Source organism: Streptosporangium oxazolinicum, assembly GCF_039537505.1.
Lineage (GTDB): Bacteria > Actinomycetota > Actinomycetes > Streptosporangiales > Streptosporangiaceae > Streptosporangium > Streptosporangium oxazolinicum.
In genome coordinates this window covers 965,899-990,724 of sequence record NZ_BAABAQ010000001.1, presented here as the reverse complement: position 1 = coordinate 990,724, position 24,826 = coordinate 965,899, and the positions used below count along the sequence as shown (strand labels likewise).

The 24,826-nt window shown below is 70.5% G+C and carries 26 protein-coding genes; 14 read left to right on the top strand and 12 right to left on the bottom strand.

Annotated features, from left to right (window positions below; translation table 11 throughout):
• Nucleotides 1-66: 66 nt before the first annotated feature.
• Nucleotides 67-1,704 (bottom strand): DUF1349 domain-containing protein, encoded by a 1,638-nt coding sequence (locus tag ABD817_RS04655; protein ID WP_344915289.1) that lies wholly within the window; start codon nucleotides 1,702-1,704, stop codon nucleotides 67-69.
• Nucleotides 1,705-1,841: 137 nt separating this feature from the next.
• On the opposite strand from ABD817_RS04655, the gene ABD817_RS04650 reads away from it, so the two are divergent.
• The 3 genes from ABD817_RS04650 (at nucleotide 1,842) to ABD817_RS04640 (ending at nucleotide 4,368) form a co-directional block, all read left to right on the top strand.
• Nucleotides 1,842-3,005, top strand: coding sequence for a sensor histidine kinase (locus ABD817_RS04650; protein WP_344915287.1), 1,164 nt, complete (start codon nucleotides 1,842-1,844; stop codon nucleotides 3,003-3,005).
• Nucleotides 3,002-3,676 carry a response regulator transcription factor gene (locus ABD817_RS04645; protein WP_344915284.1) on the top strand — a complete coding sequence of 225 codons (675 nt, stop codon included), beginning with the start codon at nucleotides 3,002-3,004 and terminating at the stop codon, nucleotides 3,674-3,676. Before ABD817_RS04650 ends, ABD817_RS04645 begins: the two co-directional genes overlap by 4 nt.
• A 131-nt stretch (nucleotides 3,677-3,807) precedes the next feature.
• Nucleotides 3,808-4,368, top strand: coding sequence for an isochorismatase family protein (locus ABD817_RS04640; RefSeq protein WP_344915282.1), 561 nt, complete (start codon nucleotides 3,808-3,810; stop codon nucleotides 4,366-4,368).
• A 292-nt stretch (nucleotides 4,369-4,660) separates the two neighbouring features.
• Here the strand turns inward: ABD817_RS04640 and ABD817_RS04635 are convergent, their stop codons facing one another.
• Complete coding sequence (locus ABD817_RS04635) at nucleotides 4,661-5,620, bottom strand: NHL repeat-containing protein (RefSeq protein WP_344915280.1); 960 nt, start codon at nucleotides 5,618-5,620, stop codon at nucleotides 4,661-4,663.
• 190 nt (nucleotides 5,621-5,810) lie between these two features.
• Between ABD817_RS04635 and ABD817_RS04630 the strand changes: the two genes are divergently transcribed.
• Complete coding sequence (locus tag ABD817_RS04630) at nucleotides 5,811-6,662, top strand: DUF72 domain-containing protein (RefSeq protein WP_344915278.1); 852 nt, start codon at nucleotides 5,811-5,813, stop codon at nucleotides 6,660-6,662.
• 107 nt (nucleotides 6,663-6,769) lie between these two features.
• Here the strand turns inward: ABD817_RS04630 and ABD817_RS04625 are convergent, their stop codons facing one another.
• From ABD817_RS04625 to ABD817_RS04610, 4 genes are all read right to left on the bottom strand, one after another.
• On the bottom strand, nucleotides 6,770-8,269 hold the full coding sequence (locus ABD817_RS04625; protein ID WP_344915276.1) for a DHA2 family efflux MFS transporter permease subunit: 1,500 nt from the start codon (nucleotides 8,267-8,269) through the stop codon (nucleotides 6,770-6,772).
• A gap of 75 nt (nucleotides 8,270-8,344) precedes the next feature.
• Nucleotides 8,345-8,833, bottom strand: a complete 489-nt coding sequence (locus tag ABD817_RS04620; protein WP_344915274.1) for a MarR family winged helix-turn-helix transcriptional regulator — start codon at nucleotides 8,831-8,833, stop codon at nucleotides 8,345-8,347.
• A gap of 179 nt (nucleotides 8,834-9,012) precedes the next feature.
• Nucleotides 9,013-9,912, bottom strand: coding sequence for an aminoglycoside phosphotransferase family protein (locus ABD817_RS04615; protein ID WP_344915272.1), 900 nt, complete (start codon nucleotides 9,910-9,912; stop codon nucleotides 9,013-9,015).
• A gap of 240 nt (nucleotides 9,913-10,152) precedes the next feature.
• Entirely contained in the window at nucleotides 10,153-11,097 is a 945-nt protein-coding gene (locus tag ABD817_RS04610; RefSeq protein WP_344915270.1) for an AraC family transcriptional regulator, read from the bottom strand.
• Between the two features lie 113 nt (nucleotides 11,098-11,210).
• On the opposite strand from ABD817_RS04610, the gene ABD817_RS04605 reads away from it, so the two are divergent.
• Nucleotides 11,211-12,233 carry an aldo/keto reductase gene (locus ABD817_RS04605; RefSeq protein WP_344915268.1) on the top strand — a complete coding sequence of 341 codons (1,023 nt, stop codon included), beginning with the start codon at nucleotides 11,211-11,213 and terminating at the stop codon, nucleotides 12,231-12,233.
• Nucleotides 12,234-12,366: 133 nt separating this feature from the next.
• The gene (locus ABD817_RS04600) at nucleotides 12,367-13,332 is read left to right on the top strand and encodes a serine hydrolase domain-containing protein (protein ID WP_344915266.1); all 966 of its coding nucleotides are present in this window, start codon (nucleotides 12,367-12,369) and stop codon (nucleotides 13,330-13,332) included.
• 101 nt (nucleotides 13,333-13,433) lie between these two features.
• Here the strand turns inward: ABD817_RS04600 and ABD817_RS04595 are convergent, their stop codons facing one another.
• Nucleotides 13,434-13,679, bottom strand: coding sequence for a hypothetical protein (locus ABD817_RS04595; protein ID WP_344915264.1), 246 nt, complete (start codon nucleotides 13,677-13,679; stop codon nucleotides 13,434-13,436).
• Nucleotides 13,680-13,824: 145 nt separating this feature from the next.
• Nucleotides 13,825-14,706, bottom strand: coding sequence for a L,D-transpeptidase family protein (locus tag ABD817_RS04590; RefSeq protein ID WP_344915262.1), 882 nt, complete (start codon nucleotides 14,704-14,706; stop codon nucleotides 13,825-13,827).
• Between the two features lie 460 nt (nucleotides 14,707-15,166).
• Here ABD817_RS04590 and ABD817_RS04585 point away from each other — a divergent pair, with 460 nt between their 5' ends.
• Both ABD817_RS04585 and ABD817_RS04580 read left to right on the top strand, forming a co-directional pair.
• Nucleotides 15,167-15,679, top strand: coding sequence for a SigE family RNA polymerase sigma factor (locus ABD817_RS04585; RefSeq protein ID WP_344915259.1), 513 nt, complete (start codon nucleotides 15,167-15,169; stop codon nucleotides 15,677-15,679).
• On the top strand, nucleotides 15,676-16,920 hold the full coding sequence (locus ABD817_RS04580) for a hypothetical protein (protein WP_344915257.1): 1,245 nt from the start codon (nucleotides 15,676-15,678) through the stop codon (nucleotides 16,918-16,920). Before ABD817_RS04585 ends, ABD817_RS04580 begins: the two co-directional genes overlap by 4 nt.
• A gap of 159 nt (nucleotides 16,921-17,079) precedes the next feature.
• On the opposite strand, the gene ABD817_RS04575 is transcribed toward ABD817_RS04580, so the two are convergent.
• Together ABD817_RS04575 and ABD817_RS04570 are read right to left on the bottom strand one after the other, a co-directional pair.
• Nucleotides 17,080-18,531, bottom strand: coding sequence for a sensor histidine kinase (locus ABD817_RS04575; RefSeq protein ID WP_344915255.1), 1,452 nt, complete (start codon nucleotides 18,529-18,531; stop codon nucleotides 17,080-17,082).
• Between the two features lies 1 nt (nucleotide 18,532).
• The gene (locus ABD817_RS04570; RefSeq protein ID WP_344915253.1) at nucleotides 18,533-19,201 is read right to left on the bottom strand and encodes a response regulator transcription factor; all 669 of its coding nucleotides are present in this window, start codon (nucleotides 19,199-19,201) and stop codon (nucleotides 18,533-18,535) included.
• Nucleotides 19,202-19,371: 170 nt separating this feature from the next.
• Between ABD817_RS04570 and ABD817_RS04565 the strand changes: the two genes are divergently transcribed.
• Nucleotides 19,372-19,965 (top strand): hypothetical protein, encoded by a 594-nt coding sequence (locus ABD817_RS04565; RefSeq protein ID WP_344915251.1) that lies wholly within the window; start codon nucleotides 19,372-19,374, stop codon nucleotides 19,963-19,965.
• Between the two features lie 299 nt (nucleotides 19,966-20,264).
• On the opposite strand, the gene ABD817_RS04560 is transcribed toward ABD817_RS04565, so the two are convergent.
• On the bottom strand, nucleotides 20,265-20,744 hold the full coding sequence (locus ABD817_RS04560; protein WP_344915249.1) for a hypothetical protein: 480 nt from the start codon (nucleotides 20,742-20,744) through the stop codon (nucleotides 20,265-20,267).
• A gap of 352 nt (nucleotides 20,745-21,096) precedes the next feature.
• Here ABD817_RS04560 and ABD817_RS04555 point away from each other — a divergent pair, with 352 nt between their 5' ends.
• Both ABD817_RS04555 and ABD817_RS04550 read left to right on the top strand, forming a co-directional pair.
• Nucleotides 21,097-21,633 carry a peptidylprolyl isomerase gene (locus tag ABD817_RS04555; RefSeq protein WP_344915247.1) on the top strand — a complete coding sequence of 179 codons (537 nt, stop codon included), beginning with the start codon at nucleotides 21,097-21,099 and terminating at the stop codon, nucleotides 21,631-21,633.
• Between the two features lie 237 nt (nucleotides 21,634-21,870).
• A complete protein-coding gene (locus ABD817_RS04550) occupies nucleotides 21,871-22,746 on the top strand; it encodes a rhomboid family intramembrane serine protease (RefSeq protein ID WP_344915245.1) in 876 nt (291 codons plus the stop codon).
• A gap of 48 nt (nucleotides 22,747-22,794) precedes the next feature.
• Here the strand turns inward: ABD817_RS04550 and ABD817_RS04545 are convergent, their stop codons facing one another.
• Complete coding sequence (locus ABD817_RS04545) at nucleotides 22,795-23,040, bottom strand: cell division protein CrgA (RefSeq protein WP_344915242.1); 246 nt, start codon at nucleotides 23,038-23,040, stop codon at nucleotides 22,795-22,797.
• A gap of 211 nt (nucleotides 23,041-23,251) precedes the next feature.
• Between ABD817_RS04545 and ABD817_RS04540 the strand changes: the two genes are divergently transcribed.
• The 3 genes from ABD817_RS04540 to ABD817_RS04530 are packed head-to-tail and all read left to right on the top strand — an operon-like array spanning nucleotide 23,252 to nucleotide 24,646.
• A complete protein-coding gene (locus ABD817_RS04540; protein WP_344915240.1) occupies nucleotides 23,252-23,893 on the top strand; it encodes a class E sortase in 642 nt (213 codons plus the stop codon).
• Between the two features lie 25 nt (nucleotides 23,894-23,918).
• Nucleotides 23,919-24,077 (top strand): hypothetical protein, encoded by a 159-nt coding sequence (locus ABD817_RS04535; RefSeq protein ID WP_344915238.1) that lies wholly within the window; start codon nucleotides 23,919-23,921, stop codon nucleotides 24,075-24,077.
• On the top strand, nucleotides 24,074-24,646 hold the full coding sequence (locus ABD817_RS04530) for an anthranilate synthase component II (RefSeq protein ID WP_344915236.1): 573 nt from the start codon (nucleotides 24,074-24,076) through the stop codon (nucleotides 24,644-24,646). Before ABD817_RS04535 ends, ABD817_RS04530 begins: the two co-directional genes overlap by 4 nt.
• The last annotated feature ends 180 nt before the right edge of the window (nucleotides 24,647-24,826 follow it).

Genomic DNA, 24,826 nt, shown 5'->3' with positions numbered 1-24,826 from the left:
TCCGGATCGGCGGCGGTCCCGGACGTACGGCCTGGCCCGGGGACCCGAACCCGCGTTACCGTCGCCTCAGGTGAGGTGGCGCAGCCGGGAGCGGGCCAGGGCGAATACGACCGCGGTGTAGCCGCAGAGGACGGCGAGCCCGGCCCACCAGGCGAGCGGGTAGTAGCCCGCCGACGGCGCGTAGTGGGCGACCACCTGTGGATACTCGGGGAGGGTCTGTTTGACGGCGAAGCCGGCGGCGGGTGTGACGCGCAGCAGCCACCTGGCCGTTTCGTCGGGCAGGAGCGGCAGGGCCGCCAGGAGGTACGGGAGGACGACCACCGTGATCGTGAGGAGGATCGCCGTCCACGTCCGCCGCAGCAGCGCGCCGAGAGCGAGCGCGAGGACGGCGGCGACCGCGAGCATCGCCGCGACGCCGACGACGACCCGCAGGCCCGTGAGGGCCGGTGCCGGGCTGACGCCGAGGCCGTTGGCGCGCAGCAGCGCCGGGCCGACCGGCACCATGACCGCCGCGGAGACCAGTCCGGCCAGGAAGGTGACCGCGCCGATCACGAGGGCCTTCGCCGCCAGCGTCCGGCGGGTGAGCGGTTCGGCATCGCTCCCGCCGGGCCGGTCCTCGGCGGTCATGAGTGGTTCGGCACCGGTCTCGCCGGATCGGTACCCGGCGGTCATGGGCGGTTCGGTGCCGGTTCCGCCGGGCCGGTCCTCGGCGGTCGTGAATCGCACGGCCACCACCAGCACGATGATCAGGCTGATGACCAGGCCGACGAGGGTGCTCTCCACGGGGCGGCCGCCCGCGGTACCGGCCGGCCCGATGTCGCCGGTTCCGGTGACGGTGAACGTGCCGTTCGACTCGACGAGCCCGGCCGCCCGGTGATACCTCTCCCAGTCGGTGTGGCCCATCTCGCCCACGCTGCCGCGGCTCCACTCGGCGGAGGGCGTGCCGCCCTCCACGCTGACGTGGTCGAAGGTGGCGCTGGCCTGGGTGAAGCGCGATGCCGGGAGGCTTCCGCCGAGGGCGACGGGGGTGAGCGTCAGGTCACCCGGGGACGCGGCGAAGAGCCCGACCCGTACCGTCTCGGGCAGCGCGGTGAGGTGGGCGGTGCCGACCTTCGTCCATCGCGTGCCGTCGGCCGACTCGTGGCCGGTGATGGTGTCGCCGGAGCGGGTCAGGCGCAGCCAGCGCGGTGTCTCCGCCGAGACGCCGCCCGCGCGGCCGGCCGTGTCATGGGTGTAGTCGTGCTGCATCCGTACGCCGTGCGAGCCGGTGAGCATCAGCGCCGCGTAGGAGGAGCCCTGGGTGGTGCCGTCCTTGATGATGATTCCGGCCTTCGCCCAGGGCACGAGGCCGGGGACGATCTCGTCGTGGTCGGGCGGCGGGTAGGTGATGATGCCCGTCATGGACGTCATGCGGACGGTGATGCTGCCGTTCTCGCCCAGGGGTTGGTGCGCGAAGTAGAACGTGTCGCTCACCGCCTGGCCGTGCGGCCCGACCGGATCGGTGGGGCAGGGGACCTCCACCGGGCCGTGGCTGCAATGGGAGCCGGCGCCGAGTGCGATCGCGGAGAGCAGCCCGAACAGGACGGTGACGAGGATCGCGGCCGCCATGGCGGTCATCCGGCCCCGGGTGCGGAACTTTCCCCATTCCTGTCGCACCCGTGCGGTCAGGGGCGGCTCGGCGGTGGTTCTGCTGGTTTCTCGCATGGGGCCGGTTCTACGGATCCGGTCATAACACGGCCCGAACCACCCCCGTCATGCCGCTGTTAGGTCGGGCATCGCATCCTGGAGGTCCTGGACGTCCGGGAGATCCTGGAGGGCCGCACGCGAACGGGAGAGGACCGATGAACGAGCCGCGACACCCCGCGTCATCGAGGCGGACGGTACGGCAGCGTTTCACCATCTTGTACGCCGTCCTGTTCCTCCTGTCCGGCTTGGGGCTGCTCGCCCTGACCAACCTGCTGGCCACCGGCGTGAGTGTGACCCAGCCGGTACCCGACCGTCCCCCTTCCGTCCAGGATCGCGTCCACCAGCTTGAGGCGCAGCTCTCGGACGTCCACGCGATCCAGTCACGCCAGCTCCTGGTGGGCTCGGTGATCGCGCTGGTCGTGATGGCGGCGATCTCGTTCCCGCTGGGCAGGGCCGTGGCCGGCCGGGTGCTTCGCCCCCTGCGGACGATCACCGCGGCGACCCGGCGGATCTCGGCCGACAACCTGCACGAACGGCTGGCCGTGCGGGGCCCCGCCGACGAGGTCAAGGACCTCGCGGACACCATCGACGGGCTGCTGGAACGCCTGGAGGCGTCCTTCGCCGCCCAGCGCCGATTCGTCGCCAACGCCTCCCACGAACTGCGGACACCGCTCACGACCATGCGGGCGTCGCTGGACGTGGCCGTGGCGAAACCGCGGCCGGTGCCACCGCAGACGCTGGCGCTCGCCGACCGGTTGCGTACCGAACTCGACCGGGTCGACAACCTGATGGAAGGCTTCCTCGACCTCGCCCGCGCGCAGCACGGCGAGCTCCGGGACAGCGCCCCGGTCTCGCTCGGCGCCCTGGTGTTCGAATCGCTGACCACCTGGGCGCCGGACATCGCGCGCAGGAACCTGACCGTCGAGGTCCTCGCTCAGGACACCGCGTGGACCCGGGGCAGCCCGACCCTGCTGTCCCGCATGGTGAACAACGTGATCGCCAACGCGGTCGTCCACAACCGGCACGGTGGCTCGATCCGGCTCGCGACCAGGACCGGGAACGACTCGGCGCGGCTGACCGTGGAGACGGACGGGCCGATTCTCGACCCGGCGCAGGTCGCCCGGCTCGCCGAACCCTTCCGGCGGCTCGCCGCCGACCGGACCGGCTCCGAGACCGGCTCCGGCCTCGGCCTGTCGATCGTCGCGGCCGTCGTCAGCGCGCACGACGGCGTCCTGGACCTGCGCGCCCGGCCGGAAGGCGGCCTGCGCGTCACCGTCTCGCTGCCGCTCGCGCCCGCACCGGAAGGCGGTGCCGGGTGAGGATCCTGGTGGTGGAGGACGCGCGCCCGCTCGCCGAGATCCTGGCCGAGGGCCTGCGCGACCAGGGCATGGCCGTCGACGTCGCCCACGACGGCCTGACCGCCGCGGCGAAGCTCGATCTCAACGCGTACGACGTGGTGGTCCTCGACCGTGACCTGCCCGGGATCCACGGCGACACCCTCTGCCAGATGATCACCGAGCGGGACGACCGCGCGATGGTCCTGATGCTGACCGCGGCCGGCTCCCCGGGAGACCGGGTCAGCGGCCTCACCCTGGGAGCCGACGACTACCTCGCCAAGCCCTTCCACTTTCCCGAACTGATCCTGCGCGTCCTCGCCCTGGCCCGCCGCCGGCCGTCCTCCCGCGCACGGACACTGCGCGCGGCCGGGATCGAGCTCGACCCGGTACGCCGCACGGCCACCCGCGACAACCGGCAGCTCGACCTCTCGGTCAAGGAGTTCGCGCTCCTCGAAACCCTCCTGCGCGCCGGCCCCGCCTTCCTGAGCACCGAGGACCTCCTCGAACAGGTCTGGGACGAGAACGCCGACCCGTTCACCAACACCGTCACCGTGACCATCGGACGGCTGCGTCGCAAACTGGGGAGCCCGCCGATCATCACGACGACGCCCGGGGTGGGGTACCGCATCGCCGATCCCGCCGACGAGGCGTAGTGGGCGGCCACCCGCGGGCTCGCGGGTGCCGACGCCGGTAAACGCTCAGGTCGCAACGCGGGAGACCGGTTTGTCGGTGGGGGTGTCTACCGTGGGCGGGCACAGGAGTTCAGCGTGAGCGAGGGAAGCCCATGACCACACTTGAGAACCGGCCGAACACCGCACTCCTCGTCGTCGATGTGCAGAACGGCGTCGTCGAGGGGGCTCACGAGCGCGATGTGGTCGTCGCGAACATCGGCGGCCTTGTCGAGAGGGCGCGGCGGGAGCGGGTCCCCGTCGTCTGGGTCCAGCAAACGGACGAGCGGTTCGTGAGGGGGAGTGACGACTGGCGGATCGTCCCCGAGCTCACCCCGGACGACGCCGAGCCGCTCGTCGAGAAGGGCTACGCCGATTCCTTCGAGGAGACCACCCTTGAGACCGTGCTGGCGGGCCTCGGCGTCGGGCGGCTCGTCGTCGTCGGAGCGCAGACCGACGAGTGCGTCCGCGCGACGCTCCACGGCGCGTTCGTCAGGGGGTACGACGCGACCCTTGTCAGCGACGCCCACACGACGGAGGACCAGACGGAATGGGGAGCGCCGCCGCCGGCCCAGGTCATCGCGCACACGAACCTGTACTGGACCTATCACGCGGCGCCGGGGCGGACGGCCGGGACGGCCGAGACCAAGAACGTCGACTTCGGCGGCACGTCCTGACGCCTGTGTGACGCGGACGGGACCGTCTGGGGACGGCGCCGATGCCGTCCCGAGGTGATCCCGGCGTCAGGTCGCCGGGCGGGGAGGGCGATGCTGTCCCGAAGTGGTCCGGGGCCGGGTCGCCGGGCTGGGAGAGCGGTGACCGCTATGCCGGACGAGCACACCCGCCGCCGTACGGCGAGAATCCCGGGTCCTCGGAGAGCGGCGGGACTCCCCGGCACTCCCCGGTGCGGACCCGGGATCACGGACGTACGGGCATCCCGGTCAGCGGCGACCGGTCATGAGAGAACGATCAGTGGCGCTTGACGGCCACCACGTTGTACGGGGTCGTCGGGGTGGGGGTCGTGGTGAAGCGGGCGTTGGGGAGATAGAGGCGGTCGCGGAAGGAGGCGACGGTGGTGGGGACGTCGAAGCGGTCGTCCACGAGCCTGCGGACCACCTTCCCGGACGTGGCGCCACGGTTCAGGGAGAAGGACGTCAGGGTGTTCAGGCGGTTCTGCACGACGTGGAGGGTGCGGCCCTCCAGCAGCAGGCCGTCACCATTGGCCAGGGACTCGGTGCCGAGGTCCACCAGCGTGGCGACGCCGGTCGAGGGGTTGACGCGGAACAGCTTGCCGGTGTTCGACTGCACGACGAGCAGGGCCCTGCGGTCGGGGGTCGGGGCGATGCCGTTGGCGTTGATGCCGGTCGTGTAGACGATGTCCCCGCTCAGCAGCACCTTCACCGCCTCGGCCGGCAGCGCTCCGCCGCGCCCGAACGGCAGCTTGTACAGCACGGGGTTGGTCGAGTCGGTGAAGTACGCCGCGTCGTGGGTGAGCACGACGTCGTTGACGAACGCGGCGCCGGTGGCGAGCCGGTAGCTCGCGAGCACCTTGCCGGTGCGGGTGTCGATCACGCGGGCGTCGCCGCCCGTACCACCGGCGACGAACAGCCGCCCGCGCGCGTCGACCTTGAGGCCGAGCGACGGGGTGCCCGGCCCGGGGTTGATGATCCGGCCCTTGCCCGTGCGCAGGTCGGCCCGGTAGATCGCGCCGGTCCCGCGCGAGCCGAAGTACGCGGCCGATCCCGGCCCGATGGCGATCCCCTCCGGCTGGAAACCGTCCGGGAGGGAGAACTCGGTGGGATAGGCCGGTTTGTCGAAAGAGGCAGGGATCGTGGACGCGCCGGTCCCCGATCCGGTCTCGGCCGCCACTGCGGGCGGGGCCGCCACGAGGGCGGCCAGGACCCCTGCTACGAGAAATGTCACCTTCATTAAGGAGCATCCCATCTGTCGCGAGTGCGGTGATCTACCGAAATGCCCGTCTGGGCAATGGATCTAACCAACGTACGACGCCGGGTTGTAGCGCTCCTGTAAAGCGCGCCCACCCGGTGGCGGGCCGGGTGTCCGTCCTGAGGCGCGCTCGGTTCCCCCTCTCCGGCGGACCTTGGATAGCGTCGAGGTCATGCGGCTTCATGTGGGATGCGCGATGTGGACCCTCAAGTCATGGCAGGGGCGTCTCCTGCCTCATCCGCTCCCTCCCGGGGAGCGCCTGCGGTCCTACGCGACCTGGTGCAACGCGGTGGAGGGCAACACGACGTTCTACGCGACACCGGCGAGGAGCACGGTGGAGTCGTGGGCGCGGCAGACCGCGCCCGATTTCCGCCTGGTGGTCAAACTGCCCAGGTCGATCACCCACGAGGGCCGCCTCACCGGCGTCGACGAGGAGGTCCGATCCTTCCTGGAGACGATCGAGCCACTCGGGCCGCGAGCCCACGCCCTCTGGATCCAGCTGCCGGGGTCGTTCGCCCCGACCGACCTCGGCACCCTCGCCGGTTTTCTCCACCGGCTCCCCCGCTCGCACCGGTACGCCGTCGAGGTCCGCCACCGCGCGTTCTTCGACGACGCGCGATCCGCGCGGCTTCTCGAAGGGGTGCTCGCCGGTGTCGGCGCCGAGTGGGTGCCCTTCGACACCACGACCCTCTTCCGGAGTCCCCCGACCAGCGACAGCGAACGGGAGGCGTGGGCGAAGAAGCCGCGCATGCCGCTGCGGTCGGTCGCCCTCACCGACCGTCCGATCGTCCGCTACCTCGGCAGGGACGACACGGCGAGCACGATCGAGGGCTGGCGGCACTGGGTCGGCACGGTCACCGGCTGGCTGCGCGAAGGCCGTTCGCCGACCGTGTTCATCCACACCCCCGACAACGCCGACGCGCCCACGCTCGCCCGTCGCTTTCACGACGACGTACGGGTCCTGCTGCCGGAGGTCGAGCCGCTGCCCGAGCCCATGCCCACCGAGCCGCTGACCCTCTTCTGACCGCCGGGCCCCCGTGGTGCGCCGGCGGTCGGAATCTTGGGGGGAGACGACCGCGCCGAAGAGGGCGGTCACCGCGAGGTCGGCACCCGGCTCTTTTCCGTACGTGATCAGGTGGTTTCTGATTGGGCCGTCGGCGTGACGGGGGTCGCGTCCGAGGCGGTGGTGTCCGGTTTGGGCTGCCGCAGCACGACGAGCGCGACGGTGAAGGCGGCCAGGAGCAGAGCGGCCGCGATGCCGAAGGCCAGGTGGTAGCCGCCGGCCAGCGCGGCTGTCCCGCTCTCTCCCGAGGACAGCAGCTCCTCGGTACGCCGGGCGGCCAGCGTGGACAGCACCGCGACGCCGACGGCCATGCCGATCTGCTGGGTGGTGTTGAACAGCCCGGACGCCAGGCCCGCGTCGTCGGCCCTGGCGCCGGACATGCCGAGCGCGGTGAGTGCCGGGAGCACCAGCCCGCCGCCTGCGACGAGCAGCATCACCGGGAGCAGGTCGGTGACGTAGTTCGCGTCCACCGGTACGCGGGTGAGCCAGCTCATCGCCCCGAACAGGAGCACCAGGCCCACCAGCAGGACGGCGCGCTCGCCGAAGCGGGTGTTGAGCCGGGCGGAGAGGAACAGGGACACGCCGCCGATGGCGACCGCCGCGGGAAGCATCGCCAGGCCGGTGTCGAGCGCGCCGTAACCGAGGACCCTCTGCATGTAGAGCGCGACGATGATCTGGAAGGCGAACATGGCCGACAGCGTCAGGATCTGGGCCAGGTTGGCGCCCGAGACGTTGCGCGAGCGGAAGATCCGCAGTGGCATCAGCGGGGTCGCGGCGGTCGCCTGGCGGATGACGAACGCGGTCAGCAGGGCGAGCGAGACAGCGCCGAGGCCGAGGGTGTGGGCCGCGAGCCAGCCGTACTCCTCGATCTTGACCACCGTGTAGATGCCCAGCATGAGGCCGCCGGTGACCAGCACCGCGCCGATGACGTCGGCTCCGGCGGCGAGCCCGATCCCGCGCTCGCCCGGCAGTGCCCAGATCGCGAGGGCGATCGTGGCCAGCCCGATCGGCAGGTTGATGAAGAAGATCCAGTGCCAGCTGAGCGCGTCGGTGAGGACCCCGCCCAGGACCTGGCCGATCGAGGCCCCGGCGGCTCCGGTGAAGCTGAAGACGCCGATCGCCTTCGCCCGTTCCCCGGGCTCGGTGAACAGCGTCACCAGGATGCCCAGTACGACGGCGGAGGCCATCGCGCTGCCGACACCTTGCAGGAACCGGGCGGTGATCAGCATGCCGGGCCCGGTGGCCACTCCGGCCAGCAGCGACGCGGCGGTGAAGACCACGTTCCCCGCCAGGAACATGGTCTTGCGGCCGATGAGGTCACCCAACCGGCCGGCCAGGAGAAGCAGCCCGCCGAAGGCGATCAGGTAGGCGTTGACGGTCCAGCTGAGCCCGGCGGGTGAGAAGCCCAGGTCCGCCTGGATGGCCGGCATCGCCACGGTCACGATGCTGCCGTCCAGGATCGTCATCAGCATCGCGGCGGACAGCACGGTGAGCGCCAGCCATCGCGACGGGGACGTGCCGGTGCCGGGTGGCCGGGAGGGACGGGGGGAAGATGCGGTGTGCGACATGGGGCCGCCTCCTGTTCGAAGGGGAACAGGAGCGACCGTAGCAGATAGTTTTGTTGTAGACGATCCTCTATGGATTTACTTTGTGCGCTGCCGTGCCCGCCGGATCCCCTGCGGCGCCTCCACCGGGACGGCCAGATGTCCCGTCACCAGGCGGCTCATGGCCCGCACGAGCACCTCGCCCTCGTCGCCGGACAGCGCGTCCAGCACCGCTCTGTGCACGCCGTCGACGATCTCCTGACTCTGCCGCGCGGCCTCCGCGCCCTTCTCGGTGACCGCGATGATCCGGGCCCGCCGATCCGTACTGGACGGGCGGCGCTCGGCGAGCCCCGCCTTCTCCAGGGCGTCGACCGTGACCACCATCGTGGTCTTGTCCATGTCACCGAGCTCGGCGAGCTGGATCTGCGTGCGCTCCTCCTCCAGGGCGTGGACCAGCACGCAGTGCATGCGTGCCGTCAGCCCGATCTCGGCGAGCGCCGCCGCCATCCGGGTCCTCAGGACACGACCGGCGTGGTCCAGCAGGAACGACAGATCCGGCTCGGTACGGGCGGGTGCCATGGCGGTCATGCCCCCTACCATAGCCAACCGGTACCGTTCTGGATTATCCGCAAGCGGACGCACCCGTGTCGTCGCCCGGTGGGCCCGGCCGGGCGCGTGCGCTCGCCGAGGCCGCGTCGCGACCCGGTGGTTTCGCCCCGATCACCTGGAGAGCCCGTCTCACCTGGAGAGGCCGTCCGGGGGTCCTGTCACCCGGCGTTCTCGTGGTCGGCGAGGACTTCGTGGATCACGTGCCGCGCGTTCGCCGCGAACACCGGGTTCGTGTCCCGGTAGTAGGGGAGCGCGATGAGGGCGATGGACAGGGCCCGGCCGCGCCCGCGCGCCCAGGTCGCGTCGTCGACCCGGAGGGCCTCGCGAAAGTCGTCGCGTACGCCGGCCGGAAGGAGGTTCCACGCGACGATCAGGTCGCAGGCGGGGTCTCCCACGCCCGCGGTGCCGAAGTCGATGACGGCGCCGAGCCGCCCCCGGACGAGCAGCAGGTTCCCGGGCATCAGGTCGGAGTGGATCCAGACGGGCGGACCCGCCCACCCGGGAGCTTCGAGGGCGGCCTCCCACGCCGAGGTCGCCGCGTCGGTGTCGATCATCCCGCGCAGGTCGTCGATCGCGATGCGCGTCGGGGCGTCCAGCGTCGCCAGCGGCCCACCTCGGTAGGCGGGCGGCCCGTCGGGGAGGTCGATCCGGCGGAACGCGGCGACGAACGCCGCCAGGTCCCTCGCGAGCGGGACCGGTTCGGTCAGGCGGCCGACGGACGGGTTCTCACCGTCGAGCCAGCGGTAGACCGACCAGGGCAGCGGGTAGTCCTCGGTGGGTCTCCCCGCGCCGAGCGGGACGGGAACCGGCACCGGGAGCAGCGGGGCGAGCCTCGGCAGCCACCGCAGATCCTTCTCGACCTGCGCCGCGGAACCGGCCCTGCGGGGCAGGCGTACGGCCATGTCGTCGCCGAGCCGGTAGATGGCGTTGTCCGTGCCGGAAGAGTCGAACGGCTCGACGGGAAGGTCCGCCCACTGCGGGAACCGCGTGGCCACCAACCGGCGGACGAGGGGCACATCGTGCTCCACCTCATCGGCGTGCATTCTGCCGGCGCGCATGGATCACCTTCCTGACCGGGAGCGGGACCACCGCGTGACACACGGGCGGCGCGACGAGACGGGAGGACCGGCCACGTCTTCCGTCGTTCATCGGACCGGTTTCTGAGCGCGTCTGTCAACTCGTATACCGGCGGAGACGCGCCCGCGCTTTCCCCCGGGAGCTTCGGCACGGTCGTCCACCCCGGCCGGCCCGGCCCGGCAGGAGGGGGCGGGTCACGCGTGAGCGGGTCGCGGGCGTCGTCATTCGTGGACGGGCGGCGCGGCCGGCGGGGGCGGCTTCGCGGTCCGGTACCGGGCCGGCGGCTGGCCGGTGACCCGTTTGAAGGCGTTACTGAAGGCGCTCTCCGAGGCGTACCCCCACTCGGCGGCCACCGACGCGACCGTGCGGTCACCGGCACGCAGCGTCTCGGCCGCCGACCGGATGCGCCACTGCAGCAGATAGTCCAGCGGCGGCAGCCCGACGAGGGTCTTGAAACGCAGGGCGAAGCTGGAGCGGGACATGTCCACCTCGGCGGCGAGGTCTGCGACCGTCCAGCGGCGGGCGGCCTGCTGGTGCATCAGCGTGAGCGCGGCACCGATCCGCGGGTCGTTCAGCGCCCCCAGCCAGCCGGGGACGTCCTCCTCGCCGGAGAGGTGGGCGCGCAGGGCCTGGACGAACAGGATCTGGGTCAGGTGCTCGATCATCACCGTCGCCCCGAGCGGCTCGGTCGCGGTCTCGTGGGTCAACATCCCCAGCACCGGGCGAAGGGTCCGGGCCGGAGGGCTGTCGGCGGGGATGCGCACGGCCGGGGGCAGGCAGTCGAGCAGCAGCGTCGCGGTCATGTCGTCGAGGGTGATGCTGCCGCCGATGATGACGGTCGGCTCCGGATCCGAGGCGTCGCCGTACCGCACATTCCTGCTGTTGGGGGCGTCGAGGTAGACGGCGTGGCCGTCCTCCGCCTTGATGCCCGGGTCACTGGCGACCTCGTACGGCCGCCCGCCCGTGAGCAGGTAGCAGTCCCCCGCCGACAGCCGCAGCGAGGGTGAGCCGTCGACGGTGAGCAGGCAGGCGCCGGACAGGATCGAGCCGATCTTGATGTGCCGGTAGCTCCGGAAGCGCAACGCCCAGCGGCCACCGGCCTCGAAGCGCGAGGAGAAGGCGCTGCGGATGTTCAGCAGGGTCAGGACATCGGACAGGGGGTCCATGGGTGACTCCGGACGATCTCGCATATATGTCGGACTCTTTCTTATGGATTGTCCAGATAGCCGGTTGTAGCGTTCCAGCGCCCCCCTCATTTGGAAGAAGAAGGAGGAGGAAGATGAAGTACGCACAGCTCGGCTCCACCGGAGTCTTCGTCTCCAGCGTCTCGCTGGGGGCGATGAGCTTCGGCGGGCGCGGCTCCCAGGTCTGGGAGGCGGTCGGCGCGCTGGATGTGAAGGACACCGACCACCTGGTGGGCACCGCCCTTGATCACGGGGTGAACCTCATCGACACCGCCGACGTGTACGGCGGGGGCGAGTCGGAGGAGCTTCTCGGGCAGGTGCTCGGGGCACGCCGCCGCGACGTGGTGCTGGCCACCAAGATGACCGCGCGCACGGCCCCCGGCCCCAACGACGTCGGCCAGTCCCGGCTGCACATCATGCGGTCGCTGGAGGACAGCCTGCGCAGGCTCCGTACCGACCACATCGACCTCTACCAGATCCACAACATCGACCCGATCACTCCCTTCGAGGAGTCCCTCGCCGCCCTCGACGACGCCGTACGCCAGGGGAAGATCCGCTACATCGGCGCCTCGAACCTGACCGCCTGGCAGACGATGAAGGCCCTCGGAGTCTCCGAGCGGCGGGGATGGGCGCGGTTCAGCTCCCTGCAGTCCCAGTACTCGCTCGCGGCGCGCGACATCGAACGGGAGATCCTGCCGCTGGTCGACGACCAGAGGCTCGGCCTGCTGGTCTGGAGCCCGCTGGCCGCCGGGTTGCTGTCCGGGAAGTTCGACCGCACCGGCACGAGCGACGGGGACGCCCGCCGCACCCGGTTCGAGTTCCCGCCGGTGAACCTGGAGCGCGCCTACGACGTCATCGACGTCCTGCGCGAGGTGGCGGCCCGCCACGAGGTCGGCGTGGCCCGCGTCGCGCTGGCCTGGGTGCTCGGGCGACCCGGCGTGAGCAGTGTCATCATCGGCGCCAAGCGCCCGGAGCAGCTCGCCGAGAACCTCGCCGCCGTCGACCTGGAGCTCACCGAACGGGACCTCTCCGAACTGGACGCCGCCAGCGCGCTCCCGGTCGAGTACCCCGGCTGGATCCAGGCCGACCACTCCGACCGCTTCCCCAGGACGGCCTGAGGACAGGCACTGACTGAGGACCGGGACGGCCTGACGAGCGGCACGGACTGAGGACCGGGGTGGGCCGAAGGTCAGGACGGCCGTCTCCCCGCCGGGTCGCTCCTGACACGGTGGCAGGACGTAGAACAGGATCATGAGCAGCGACACACTCACCGACCGTCTCACCCTGGCCGTGGAGCGGGGCCGGGTGCCCGACCTCCACGGCGTGGTCGCCGTCCGCCACGGCCGGGTGATCCTTGAACACTACGGCGAGGGCGAGGACTTCAGGCTGAACGAGCCGCTCGGCCGGGTGCGCTTCACGCCCGGCACGCTCCACGACGTCCGCTCGATCACCAAGAACGTCGTCGGCCTCCTGTACGGCATCGCCCTCGCGGACGGCGAGGTACCGGAGCCGCGCGAGCCGCTGCTACGGCACTTTCCCGAGTATCCGGACCTCGCCGAGGATCCCCCGCGCGCCGCGCTCACGGTCGAGCACGCGCTCACCATGACGCTCGGCCTGGAGTGGGACGAGAGCGCCCCCTACACGAGCGCGGCCAACAGCGAGGTCGCGATGGAACTGGCCCCCGACCGATACCGCTACGTCCTCGGGCAGCGGATCGTGGACGAGCCCGGCAGCCGGTGGTCCTACTGCGGAGGCGCCACGGCGCTGGTGGCGCGGCTCATCGAGAAGGGCACCGGGCGGGGGGTGGCGGACTACGCGCGTGCCAGGCTGTTCGAGCCGCTGGGGATCGCGCGCTTCGAGTGGTCGACCGGCGCGGACGGGGTGGCCATGGCCGCCGCCGGGCTGCGGCTCACCCCTCGCGACCTTCTCGCGATCGGGCGGCTCGTGCTCGACGGGGGCGGCGGCGTCGTCCCCTCGTCCTGGCTGAAGGCGGCGCTGCACCCGCACGTGCGGATCGACGAGGGTTCCGGCTACGGCTACCACTGGTACTCGGGTGACACGTGGACGGGCGGGTTCGGCAACGGCGGCCAGCGGATCTACGTGGCGCCCGCGCTGGACCTGGTGGTCGCCGTCACCGCGGGGCAGTACGACAGGCCCGACCAGCCGACCGCCTCGGTCGTGCTCGACGAGGTGATCCTGGCGGGGATCAGGCCCTGAGACACCTCCGCGGGCGGCATCGATCGCCGGATGCCGCCCGTACCCTCGGGGGATTTCGTTGAAGTGATCACTCGCGGAACCGGGCTTCGGCGGTCGTGCGGCTACGGATTCTTCGCCCGTGGCCGCTGCGTGATCGTGTTCCTGACGATCCACAGGACGCTCTGGTGGATCGCCACTCCGGCGGAGACGTTGAGCACTCCCAGCGCGGCCGCCATCATCAGTGACCCGTCGAGCCCGATCGCGTCACCGGCCAGGAGCACCGCGGGCCAGAACACGGCGGCGGCGAGGAGAGAGGCCCGCCACCAGCGCCCGAAGACCAGGCCGAACAGGATCATGGTTGGTATCACGGTTCACGCCCTTCGGAATGATCTGCCGACATCTTCATCATGACCTCGCGGCACGGTTCTAAGCCCGTGGGATCGGTCCGATCGCCGTATCGGCCGGGAATCGTGGCGGTAAGGCCACCTCCCGCCTCGGTCGCGTCGCCACGGCTCACCGGCGGCCCCTGCCTCGATCGCCGGTTGGGCGTCCGGGCCGTGAGGAGTCACGGTACGAGCGGTGCGGAGCCTCGGGAGGTCGTGCCTTGGGGATCCGCGAGAGGCGTTCCGCGCGAGCCTTCGGGCGGCGTTCGGCGGGAGCCTCCGAGCGGCGGACGTACACGGGAGTGCCCGGCTGGAGGAACCGGTAGAGGTCGAGGGCGTTGTGCAGCGGGACCCGGACGCACCCGTGGGACGCGGGGTAGCGGGGAACGAGGGTGGAACCGTGGATGGCGATGCCGCCGTTGAAGTAGACGGGGTAGAACATCGCCCCCAGGATCCCGGTGGACCAGCCGGGAACCCGCACTCCCACCCGGTAGTCGCCGATCGGGGTCGAGGCGAACCCGCAGTGTCCCTTCTCGCAGTACGCCCTGCGGGCACCGGTCGAGATGTGGGTCACCAGCACGGGCTTCCCGCCCCGCCACGCGACGAGGAGCTGGCGCCGTAGATCGATCTCGGTCCTCTCCCGCTCCCCGTACGCCACCAGGGGCCTGATCCGGCGGGGGTGCAGGAGGGCCTGCCAGGTCGGCGGGTCGATTCTGTCGACGGGTTTCAATCCGTTCGCCTTCTGGAAGGCCCATACGGTCATCCGCAGGGCGGAGTCGTAGGTGGGGCTGAGATTTCCCGGGGGAAATCCCAGATCTCTGAGTCTTTTCTTCGCGTTGTGGACCTCGATTCCCCTGCTGCCTGTTCTGAGGGTGGTGAATTGGTCCGGCAGGGGGACGTGCTGGGAATCGGGGGTGGGGTCGGCCACGGCGTGCGCGACGCTGAAGGGGAGGGTTGTGGCCAGGGCGAAGGCGGTGCTGGTGATGAGGGATTGCCGAACGGTGCTTCGCATGGTGTGACGTCTATCCGCCGACAGGCGCGATCAACCCTGTAATGTTACTTGCCAGGAAGTAAGACTTATACATCCGCGCGCGATTCACGGGTTATTTGAAGGTGCTTTTCCCGGGCAAAAATGTATATATTTCCAGGCGGTGTTATATGGCGATATCAATAAGATATTTCTGAAACCGTTCATCGGGGACGCGAGCGGCGGGCCGTCCGGTCGTGGACGCGGAACACGACGATGTCACTCACCGGTCTCACATCCTTCTCTCCGGAGGCGGGCGCGATCCGTCGTAGCCCGTAACCCTTCCCCGCTGCCGCGCGAAGCGCATTGATTCACGTGAAACCTTCGCCGATGTCCCGGGAAGACCACCCGGTCCCGTGCGACCTCGCGCCGATTCATGTGGCGAGGAGACATAGTGGCGCCCACCGTGGAGCGTCCTAGGGGTAACCGCAGAGTGGAGGTGATCGTGGACGCCGCAGAGGAGCGACGTTTCCGCGAGTTCGTCTCGGCGCGATCGCCCGCGCTGATGCGCCTGGCCTTCCTGCTGACCGGAGGCGACCAGCACGCGGCGGAGGACCTGCTGCAGACCGCGCTGGCCAGGACGGTCGCCGGGTGGAGCCGGGTGGAGACACCCGAGGCGTACGTGAGGCAGGTGATGTACCGCCAGCAGGTCTCGTGGTGGCGGAGGCGCAGGGAGACCGTGGTCGCCGAGCCGCCGGAGGGAACGGTGGCCGACGGCACGCCCGGCGCGGACCTGCGCATCGTCATGCGCCGGGCACTGGCCCGGCTCACCCCCCGGCAACGGGCGGTGCTGGTGCTGCGCTACTACGAGGACCTGCCGGAGGCGGAGGTGGCCGGGATTCTCGGCTGTTCGGTCGGCACGGTCCGCAGTACCGCCCATCGTTCCCTGGCCCGGCTGCGCGTCCTGGCCCCGGAGCTGCGGGAGCCGCACACGATTTTCGGGGAGGTGGCGACGTGACCATCGACGAGCTGGTGAGGCAGACCCTCAGGGAGTGGTCGGCGGAGGCGAACGTACCGCCGGGGGATCTGGCGGGGGCCGCGCTCCGGCGGCGGCGCAGGAACCGGTCGCGGACGTTCGCGGTGGTCGCGGGGGCGACCGCGGCCGTCATCGCGGCGGCGGTCACCGCACCGGCCCTCGTGCAGGGGGCCCTCGTACAGGGGAGGGAACAACTCGGGAACGACGCGCCGGCCATCGCGGTCGTCGCCGACCCCGACCCGTCCAGGGAGACCGCCGCGGACCCGGACTCCTCACCGCCGAAGACCCTGGTGGCCGCGGGAGAGGTGGCGGCCTACTCCTACTACACCTGGAAGGAGGAGAAGATCTCCGCGGATCGGCAGGTCAGGAAGCTGACCTGGAACCGCTACGACAGGGACAGGGGCGTCTACGAGCGGACCCCGTGGGCGTGGCTCGACGTCGCCAGGGGTGGTGAGGCGGCCGCTTTCCTGGAGGAGATTCCCGCGACGCGGGTCGGGGTGCTCACCGGTCGCGGCGCGGAGGTTCGCTGGATCGCCCTGGAGCGTCCCGCCTCGGCCGTCCGCTGGTCGCCGGACGCGACCCGGCTGCTGCTCACGAACTACTCCGCCAACCCCGACGAGTCCTACATTCCCGTGGACAACAGCCAGCAGGGCATGCCGCAGAGCCGTATCGGCTTCACCGTCGTCGACCTGAACGACGGCCGGTCCGTCTTCCGCACGGTGGCGGTGGATCCGGACGCGGGGTTCGACCACCGTAACGACTTCGGGTGGAGTGACGACGGCACGCTGGTCTGGGAGAGCCACGCCGTCATGCCGGTGACCAGGAAGTACTACGACCTGGAGGGCAGGGCACGACCGGCCCCTTCCAAGGAGGCCGAGACCTACCAGCAGGCCGGGCTCTCGCCGGGCGGCACCCGGCTCGCCGTGGAGAGCCCCGACCGGAGCGCGGTCGTCGGAATCCAGGACCTGTCCACCGGCAGGACCGTCCCGCTCACCCCGGTCTCCGGCTACTGGATCGAGCAGTCCGTGGCGTGGGCGGACGACGAACGGCTCGTCGTCTGGGCCTGCGAGCAGAAGGGCACCGACGACTGCGTGGGCGGTGAGTTCCGCAACCGGCTGCTCCTGGTCGGCCTGAACGGCGGGGAGGCCGTCCCGCTCAGCGGCTTCCGGGAGAACAGCCAGCAGGAGGACGAATCCTGGGTCCCCGTCTTCACGGCTCGCTGACCCCGCTGCCGACCCCGCTTCACCCGCGGGCCGTTCGCGTGGCACCCGCCACGGGAGCGGCCCGCGCGAGCCGCTCGGGCCCGTACGAGACACCCGCCACGAGAGCACCCTGGGCGGGCATGGCGGGCCTCCTGGGAGTGACAGATAACGTGTGTGGGTTCACATCACAGGAAAACGGGCCTGTAGCCAGGCTTCGCGATCCTTCCCCGCGACCCGCAGGCCACCACCGTGCCGTACCGCGATGTCCCTGGCGATGGCCAGCCCGAGACCCGCACCGCCCGCGTCCCTGTCTCTGGCCTCGTCCAGCCGGGTGAAGCGGTCGAAGACCGCCTCGTGGTGCTCGGCGGGAATGCCCGGCCCGTCGTCGCGCACGTCGAGCACCGCCTCGCCGCCCTCGGCGGCCAGCCGGACGGTGACCGCGGAACTCGCGTGACGTACGGCGTTGTCGACCAGGTTGGCCACCAGGCGGCGCAACTGCCCGGCGGAGCCGAGGACCACGGTGTCGGCCGCCACCTCCAGCGTGACCCTGATCTCCGGTCTGGGACGCGACCTGGCCGCCTCCTCGGCGGTCACCTGACCGAGGTCCACCTCCTCGTGACAGCCGGGCTCACCGGCGTCGAGGCGGGCGAGCAGGAGGAGGTCGGAGGTGAGCGCCTGGATCCGCTCCACGTCGGTCAGCGCCTCGGCCGCGAGCGGCCCCGGCTGGGCCAGCTCCAGGCGGGTCCGCAGGATGGCCAGCGGGCTGCGAAGCTCGTGGGCCGCGTCGGCGACGAAGCGCTTGTGCCGGCTGACGGCGAGTTCCAGGCGGTCGAGCGTGCGGTTCATGGTCTCGGCGAGGCGGGCGATCTCGTCGCGCGACCTCGGTACGGGGACCCGCCGGTGCAGGTCGCTGGCGGTGATGTCGGCCATCTCGGCGCGGATGGCCGAGACCGGTGCCAGCGCCCGGCCGACGGCGAGCCAGGTCAGGGCGGCGACCAGCAGGAGCAGCGCGGGAATACCGGGAAGCAGCAGGCCGTGCAGGGACTTCAGGGCTTCCCCCGTGGGCTCCAGCGAAGCCCTGGCCTGCACGAACAGCGTGCCGTTCGCGGTGTTCACGGGCATCGTGGCCAGGGCGAAGGAGTCGTCCGGCGCCCATCGTGCCGTCTCGGCCGACTGGACCACCGCCTTGCCCGCCACGCCTTTCATGGCCACCGTCGTGGGCAACGCCACTGCCCTCCCGCTGTACGCCGGGCCGAGGGGCGCCGTCCACACGGGACGCGTGAAGATCTTGATGTCGGGGTCGAGGAGGGCCGGCTCCGAGAGCTGGGCGGTCTTGTCCCGCGGCCCGGTGACGGTCACCACGTTGACCGGCGGAGCACCGATCGTCGCCGTGGCGTGCTCCGGGACGGCGGCCGGTGTGGCGTCCAACGCCTGAATGTCGAGCATCATCCCGCCGCCGGCGAGCACGTCGGCGGTCGCGCCGGCGCGGCGGGCGGCCTCGTCGGAGGCGCTCCGGGTCAGGCTTCCCGTCAGCACGCCGACGAGCACCGCCGACGCCACCCCCAGCGCGACCGCGACGATGGCGGTGGCCGCGAGGGTCGCCCGGAGCCGTACGGACAGGCGTGACGCCATCTCAGGCCTCCAACCGGTAGCCGGCGCCGCGCACGGTCACCAGTGACGAGCGGCCGAACGGAGAGTCGATCTTGCGGCGCAGCGCGCTGACGTAGACCTCGATGATGTTCGGGTCGCCGTCGTAGGAGAAGTCCCACGCCTGGGCCAGCAACTCGCTCTTGGAGACCACCTCGCCCTGCCTGCGCGCCAGGCCGTGCAGGACCGCGAACTCCTTGGGCGTGAGGGAGATCTCCACATCGCCCCGGCGGCAGCGGAGCCCCGCCGGATCGACGGTCAGGTCACCGACCACGATGGACACCGGCCTCGCCCCGCCGCCCCTGCGTACCAGCGCGCGCAGCCGGGCGAGCAACACCACGTAGGAGAACGGTTTGGACAGGAAGTCGTCCGCGCCCGTGTCCAGGGCCTCGGCCTCGTCGTGCACCCCGTCCTTGGCGGTCAGCATCAGGATCGGCGTCCAGTTCTCCGCGTCGCGGAGCTTGGCGCAGACGGTGTAGCCGTTCATCCGGGGCAGCATGACGTCGAGCACGATCACGTCGTACGGGTTCTCGGTCGCCATCCACAGCCCGTCGCGCCCGTCGTAGGCGACGTCGACGGCGAATCCCTCGCCCGCCAGTCCCTCCTTCAGGAGATGGGCCAGGCGCTTCTCGTCCTCAACCAGCAGCACGCGCATGCCGTCCAGCGTGCCGTACCGCGCCTAAAGCCAACCTGAAGACGATTTCCGGTGTCTTCAGCCTGGGTTCAGGCAACGGGCGGGAACCTGTGATCCGCGAAACCACCTGCCGGTCCGCTTACCGGTCCGCTTGCCGATCCGTTCACCGATTCGTCCGACAAGGAGAACACATGCGTATTCGCACGCTCGCCGTCGCCGTGGTGACCGCGGGGGCTCTGATGGCCACGCTGACCGGAGCCGCCAGCGCCGCCACACCCACTCCCGCTCCCGTCCCCACCCTCACTCCCGGAAACGGCGTCGTGCTCATCGCCTGCGAGGGCGGCGGCCAGGTGACCCTGGTGACGCGCTCGCTCACCGAGGCCGAGCTCAAGGAGATGAAGGAGTCCGGGGTCGCTCCCGCGGTGCCCGCCGTTCCCGCCCTGCCGCTCGGGCAGGACGGTGAGCTCAGGAAGCCCGGACAGGGCGGTGAGGTCAAGGGCGAGGTCAAGGGGGAGTTCAAGAAGGCCGAGCCCGGCCGCGTCATGATCACCGAGGACCTGAAGGCGGTGCGGCCGGGCGCGGAGCCGCCCGCCCCGCCCAAGGACATCAAGATCATGACAGCACCCGCTCCCGTGGAGGCCGGGAAGCCATCGGACGCGGCCACGCTCTCCCTGGCCGTGCCCGCTCCCGAGGGGGCCTCGGTCACCGAGGTCAGGGTCGCGGGCAAGTCCTCCGAAGGCGGCGCGCCCACCGTCACCTGCGCGAAGAACGCCGAGGGGGAGTGACATCGCGGGCGCGCCCCTGAGAGCGGGGGCGCCCCCGGAAAGACCTGCGAACCGGCCGGGGCATCCGTGCGGGAATGACCCTGGCCGGTTCGCAGCACGGCCTCGGGAGCGATCCGGGAAACCCGGGCGGGGAAGCGCGGCCATCGGCCGATGTGCCGCCGCACGGAAGTACGGCCCGCACCTTCGCGGTGCGGGCCGTACTTCCGTGCCGGTGCCGTACGGCCGGTGTCGTACGTCGTGTCCGTTCGACGTTCGTTCGGCCGATCGGAACCCACTTCACCCGGCGGCGCACCCGGCTCCTAGGGCTGCCCCTTGGACGTGTGCGACGTGTGCTCCGCCCTGGCGTCGGCCTTGGCGCCGAGCTCGCCGGTCTTCGTCGCGACGTCGTCCGCCGCGCCGGAGACCTTCCCGGCCGCCGCCTCCGTCTTCTGGCCAACCCACTGGGACGCGTCGGAGGCGCTCTCTTTCAGCGTGTCCGTCCACTGGTCGGCGTTCCTGCGGTACAGGACGTAGCCCGCCGCCGCGATCGCGACGCCCGCGAACAGCAGGAGCATCGGCGTTTTCCTGGACTTCGCGGGAGTGGGATCGATCCTCGCGGCGGCCTGGGAGAGCGCGGCGCTGAGTTTCGGCGCGAGCTGCTCCTCGATCGAGTGCGCGGCGGCGTCGAGCCTCGGTGCCGCCCACCCACGTGCCACGATGATCTTCTCACTGGCCACGTCGCGAGCCTGACCGGCCACTTCACGGGCCTGACCGGCCATCTCGCGGGCGTGACCGGCCACGTCGCGAGCCTGGACGGCTACGTCATGTGCGTGATGACTGGCCGCGTCACGGGCATGGCTGGCCATTGGGCCGACCCGATCCGCGGCTCGGACGGCCTGAGCCTTCACGTGGCGCAGCCGCCTTTCCGGAGCCACGATCTTGATGTGGCGCTTTCCAAACAGTGCTAGAGGCACAACAACCTCCCCATTCGTTGGGGCCCCGTCGCCACCCCTTCCCGCTCGATGGCGGCTCAATCATGACGGCCCATGGGAGGATGCTTGGGGATGCGGCCACGGCCGAAATCGTCAAAGCGCCATAAAAGCAATACGTTGCACAGGTATTGCCTACGACCTTGAAGGGGGCAGTCCGATCATGGCTGAGAAGTTGATCGCGAACCTCAACACCAACCGCGGTAGCGTGAAGATCCAGCTCTTCCCGGATCACGCGCCCAAGACCGTGAGAAACTTCGTCGAGCTCGCCGAGGGCACCCGCGAGTGGGTGCACCCGGAGACCGGCCAGAAGTCCAACGCCAAGCTGTACGACGGCACGATCTTCCACCGGGTCATCTCGGGATTCATGATCCAGGGTGGCGACCCGCTGGGTCAGGGCGTCGGCGGCCCCGGCTACAAGTTCGACGACGAGATCCACCCGGACCTCTACTTCAATCGCCCGTACCTGCTCGCCATGGCCAACGCCGGTGTCCAGTTCGGCCGCGGCACCAACGGCTCGCAGTTCTTCGTCACGGTGGTGCCCACGCCGCACCTGAACGGCAAGCACACCATCTTCGGCGAGGTGATCGAGGGCCAGGATGTCATCGACGCCATCGCCAAGACCGACACCGACGCCCGTGACCGTCCCACGGAGCCCGTGGTCCTGGAGTCGGTGACCATCGAGCGCGTCCAGAGCTGATCTCTCGCCCGGCGGCCTCCCCGGAGGCCGCCGTTCGCGTCCCCGCGCCTTCCCGCCCCCGCCTCGCTCCTCCACCCCGGCCCCGGCTCCTCTCCGGTCCCGATCAGCCAGAGGACGCCCTGGGCTCGCCCCGTCCGGGGGGCGCGACCGCCATTCGCGGGTGTACGGGTGCTCGGGATCGTGAATAGGCTGGCAGTCTGTGGGATAACAGCACGCTCGAAGGGGCCAGCCACACACATGACCACCCAGCCGTCCAACGAGCCCGACACCGTTGTCCCCACCTGTTACCGGCATCCGGGACGTGAGACCTACGTCCGCTGCCAGCGCTGCGACCGCCCCATCTGCCCCGACTGCATGCGCGACGCCTCGGTGGGCTTCCAGTGCCCCGAGTGCGTGGCCGAGGGCAACATGGGCATGCGGCAGGCGCGGTCGGTGTTCGGCGGCCGGGCGGTCACCACGCCCCGCGTCACCTGGGCGCTACTGATCGTCAACATCCTGGCGTACGCCGCCGAGACCGTGAGCACCAACTGGGTGCTCGCCAACTTCACGATGAACGCCTACGAGGTCGGCTATCACGGCGAGTGGTGGCGCCTCATCACCGGCGCCTTCCTCCACCAGCCGCTGGGTGGTTCCAGCTGGGCGCTGACCCACATCGTGTTCAACATGTGGGCGCTCTACGCCATCGGCCCCGAGCTGGAGCGGCGCCTCGGGTCGGCCAGGTTCCTGGCGCTGTATCTTCTCGCCGCGCTCGGCGGGTCCGTCGCGATCTACCTGTTCGGCATCGCCGCGGTCGGCGCCTCGGGCTCGATCTACGGCATGTTCGGCGCCCTGTTCGTGCTCGCCAAGAAGCTCGGCTACAACGCCCAGGGCGTCCTCTGGCTGATCGGTGCCAACGCCCTGATCACCTTTGTGGTCCCCGGCATCAGCTGGCAGGGACACCTCGGTGGCCTGATCACCGGCACCCTGGTCGCCGCGATCTTCGCCTTCGCTCCCGCCAGGAACCGCAGCGCAATCCAGTGGGGAGGCTGCGCGGCGGTGCTGGTCGTCCTGGTCGCGCTCGTGCTGGGGCTGCCGCCGTTCGCCGTCCAGGCCGAACTCGGGATCTTCGGTTGATCCACACCCTGATGCTTCCCCAGGGTGTGGACAGCGCCTGTGGAAAAGCTAGCGCCACCGGGTGGACAGGACCACCCCGAGGATGATGAACGCGAACCCGACCAGCAGGTTCCAGTTCTGGAGGTCGCCGAGAAGGGGCGCGTTGGGCGCCACGTAGTAGACGGCGATCCACAGGATGCCGACGATCCAGCAGGTCACCATGACCGGCGCCAGCCAGCGCGGGCTGATCTTGACCTGCTGTGTCGTCTGCGGCGGGGTGTAGACCGGCTTCTTGCGAGTCTTGGGCTTGGGCACTGGGGTTCTTCTCCTGCGTCAACCCTGCGCGATCTGGATCGTGCGCAGGCCGTATCGATTAGCGTAGTCGCTAGTGGGTGAAGTCCCGTGTAAGGATAGTCCGCGCAGGTGGACCATGGCGATTCCGCGGGGCACCATCCTGTGGCAAATGTTATGCCGGGCCGGTGTTCCGGCCCGCCGCTAAAGCCTTTTTCGTCACTACCCTGCCCCCATGAGAGCAGCGCTGAGGGTTCTGGGAGACCTGAGCGTCACCACGGGGCTGGTCGTCCTTCTCTTCTGCGCCTATCTGCTGTGGGGCACCGGCTCCTACACCGCCGATCAGCAGGTGCTGCTGCGGAGAGAACTTCTGCGGGAGATCCCGCCGGGCGGAGAGGCCGGATATCGGCACGGCGGGCCGGTCCGGCTGGGCGGTGCGGTGGCGATGCTGACGATACCCAGGCTCGGTGACGACTACCGGTACGCCATCGTGGAGGGTGTCGACCAGGATCGGCTGCGGATGGGCCCGGGGCACTACCCCGGAACCGCCATGCCAGGAAAAATCGGTAATTTCGTGCTTTCGGGCCATCGGACCACCTACGCCGCGCCCTTCAACCGCATCGACGAGCTCGGCCAGGGCGATCACATCCTCGTCGACACCCGCAGGGTCCGCTACACCTACCGCGTCACCGGTCAGCGCGTCGTCGACCCCGCCGAGATCGGCGTGGTCGCCCCGGTCCCCGACCGGCCGGACCGCGAGCCGACCAGAGCGCTGATCACCCTGTCCACCTGCCATCCGGAGTACTCGGCCGCCCAGCGGCTCATCGTCTCCGGTGAGCTGGAAGGGCGTGAGAGACACCCCGTACGGCTCGAATGACAGGATCGGCAGGAAGGTGGGTCCCATGTACGGCTGGATCTGGCGGATGCTTCCCGGAAACCTCGTGACCAGGGCGTTCACCGCCCTGGTGCTGGCCGGGCTGGTCGCGGCCGTACTCTGGTATGTCGTGTTCCCCTGGATCGAACCCCGCATCTCCCTCGACCCGGCCGTCGTGGGCCGATGAGCCGCGTCCTCGTCGTCGACAACCACGACAGTTTCGTCCACACCATCGTCCAGTATCTCCGCGAGCTCGGCGCCACCTGTGACGTGCGCCCGCGCGACCGGGTCGCGGTCGAGGACACCCGTGGCTTCGACGGGGTCCTGATCAGCCCCGGCCCCGGCACCCCGGAGGACGCGGGGGTGAGCGTCCCGCTCGTCGGCCACTGCGAGGCCCACGGCATCCCGCTGCTCGGCGTCTGCCTGGGGCACCAGGCCATCGCCATCGCCCACGGGGCGACCGTGGGGCGGGCACCCGAGCTGGTGCACGGCCGCACCAGCGCGATCGAGCACGACGGGCAGGGCGTCTTCGCCGGCCTGCCGTCGCCGGTGACCATGACGCGCTACCACTCGCTGGCGGTCCTGCCCGGAACGGTTCCCGAGATCCTCCAGGTCACCGCGACCACCGAGGACGGTGTGATCATGGGCTTGCGCCACCGCGGCGCTCCCGTCGAGGGCGTGCAGTTCCACCCCGAATCGGTGATCTCGGAACACGGTCATCGGCTGCTCGGAAACTGGCTCGAAAGATTGTTGTAACGCGGGACCCGTCCTGGGCGATTGACCAGTGAGAGTCCTTCCGCCATCGCCCCCGAGTGGCGGAAGGACTCTTCCCCGTTTCCGGGGCCTCCCCGTCTTCCAGATCCGTGAGCGGCGGGAAACGAGGAAGGCCCCCGCGCGGTCGCGGGGGCCTCTCGTCAGGTGTTCAGGTCAGGCGGT

Coding starts and splice junctions, on each gene's coding strand:
- ABD817_RS04655 (WP_344915289.1), bottom strand. CDS start 1,704: ATGCGAGAAACCAGCAGAACCACCGCCGAGCCGCCCCTGACCGCACGG.
- ABD817_RS04650 (WP_344915287.1), top strand. CDS start 1,842: ATGAACGAGCCGCGACACCCCGCGTCATCGAGGCGGACGGTACGGCAG.
- ABD817_RS04640 (WP_344915282.1), top strand. CDS start 3,808: ATGACCACACTTGAGAACCGGCCGAACACCGCACTCCTCGTCGTCGAT.
- ABD817_RS04635 (WP_344915280.1), bottom strand. CDS start 5,620: ATGAAGGTGACATTTCTCGTAGCAGGGGTCCTGGCCGCCCTCGTGGCG.
- ABD817_RS04630 (WP_344915278.1), top strand. CDS start 5,811: ATGCGGCTTCATGTGGGATGCGCGATGTGGACCCTCAAGTCATGGCAG.
- ABD817_RS04625 (WP_344915276.1), bottom strand. CDS start 8,269: ATGTCGCACACCGCATCTTCCCCCCGTCCCTCCCGGCCACCCGGCACC.
- ABD817_RS04620 (WP_344915274.1), bottom strand. CDS start 8,833: ATGACCGCCATGGCACCCGCCCGTACCGAGCCGGATCTGTCGTTCCTG.
- ABD817_RS04615 (WP_344915272.1), bottom strand. CDS start 9,912: ATGCGCGCCGGCAGAATGCACGCCGATGAGGTGGAGCACGATGTGCCC.
- ABD817_RS04610 (WP_344915270.1), bottom strand. CDS start 11,097: ATGGACCCCCTGTCCGATGTCCTGACCCTGCTGAACATCCGCAGCGCC.
- ABD817_RS04605 (WP_344915268.1), top strand. CDS start 11,211: ATGAAGTACGCACAGCTCGGCTCCACCGGAGTCTTCGTCTCCAGCGTC.
- ABD817_RS04600 (WP_344915266.1), top strand. CDS start 12,367: ATGAGCAGCGACACACTCACCGACCGTCTCACCCTGGCCGTGGAGCGG.
- ABD817_RS04590 (WP_344915262.1), bottom strand. CDS start 14,706: ATGCGAAGCACCGTTCGGCAATCCCTCATCACCAGCACCGCCTTCGCC.
- ABD817_RS04575 (WP_344915255.1), bottom strand. CDS start 18,531: ATGGCGTCACGCCTGTCCGTACGGCTCCGGGCGACCCTCGCGGCCACC.
- ABD817_RS04570 (WP_344915253.1), bottom strand. CDS start 19,201: ATGCGCGTGCTGCTGGTTGAGGACGAGAAGCGCCTGGCCCATCTCCTG.
- ABD817_RS04565 (WP_344915251.1), top strand. CDS start 19,372: ATGCGTATTCGCACGCTCGCCGTCGCCGTGGTGACCGCGGGGGCTCTG.
- ABD817_RS04555 (WP_344915247.1), top strand. CDS start 21,097: ATGGCTGAGAAGTTGATCGCGAACCTCAACACCAACCGCGGTAGCGTG.
- ABD817_RS04550 (WP_344915245.1), top strand. CDS start 21,871: ATGACCACCCAGCCGTCCAACGAGCCCGACACCGTTGTCCCCACCTGT.
- ABD817_RS04540 (WP_344915240.1), top strand. CDS start 23,252: ATGAGAGCAGCGCTGAGGGTTCTGGGAGACCTGAGCGTCACCACGGGG.
- ABD817_RS04535 (WP_344915238.1), top strand. CDS start 23,919: ATGTACGGCTGGATCTGGCGGATGCTTCCCGGAAACCTCGTGACCAGG.
- ABD817_RS04530 (WP_344915236.1), top strand. CDS start 24,074: ATGAGCCGCGTCCTCGTCGTCGACAACCACGACAGTTTCGTCCACACC.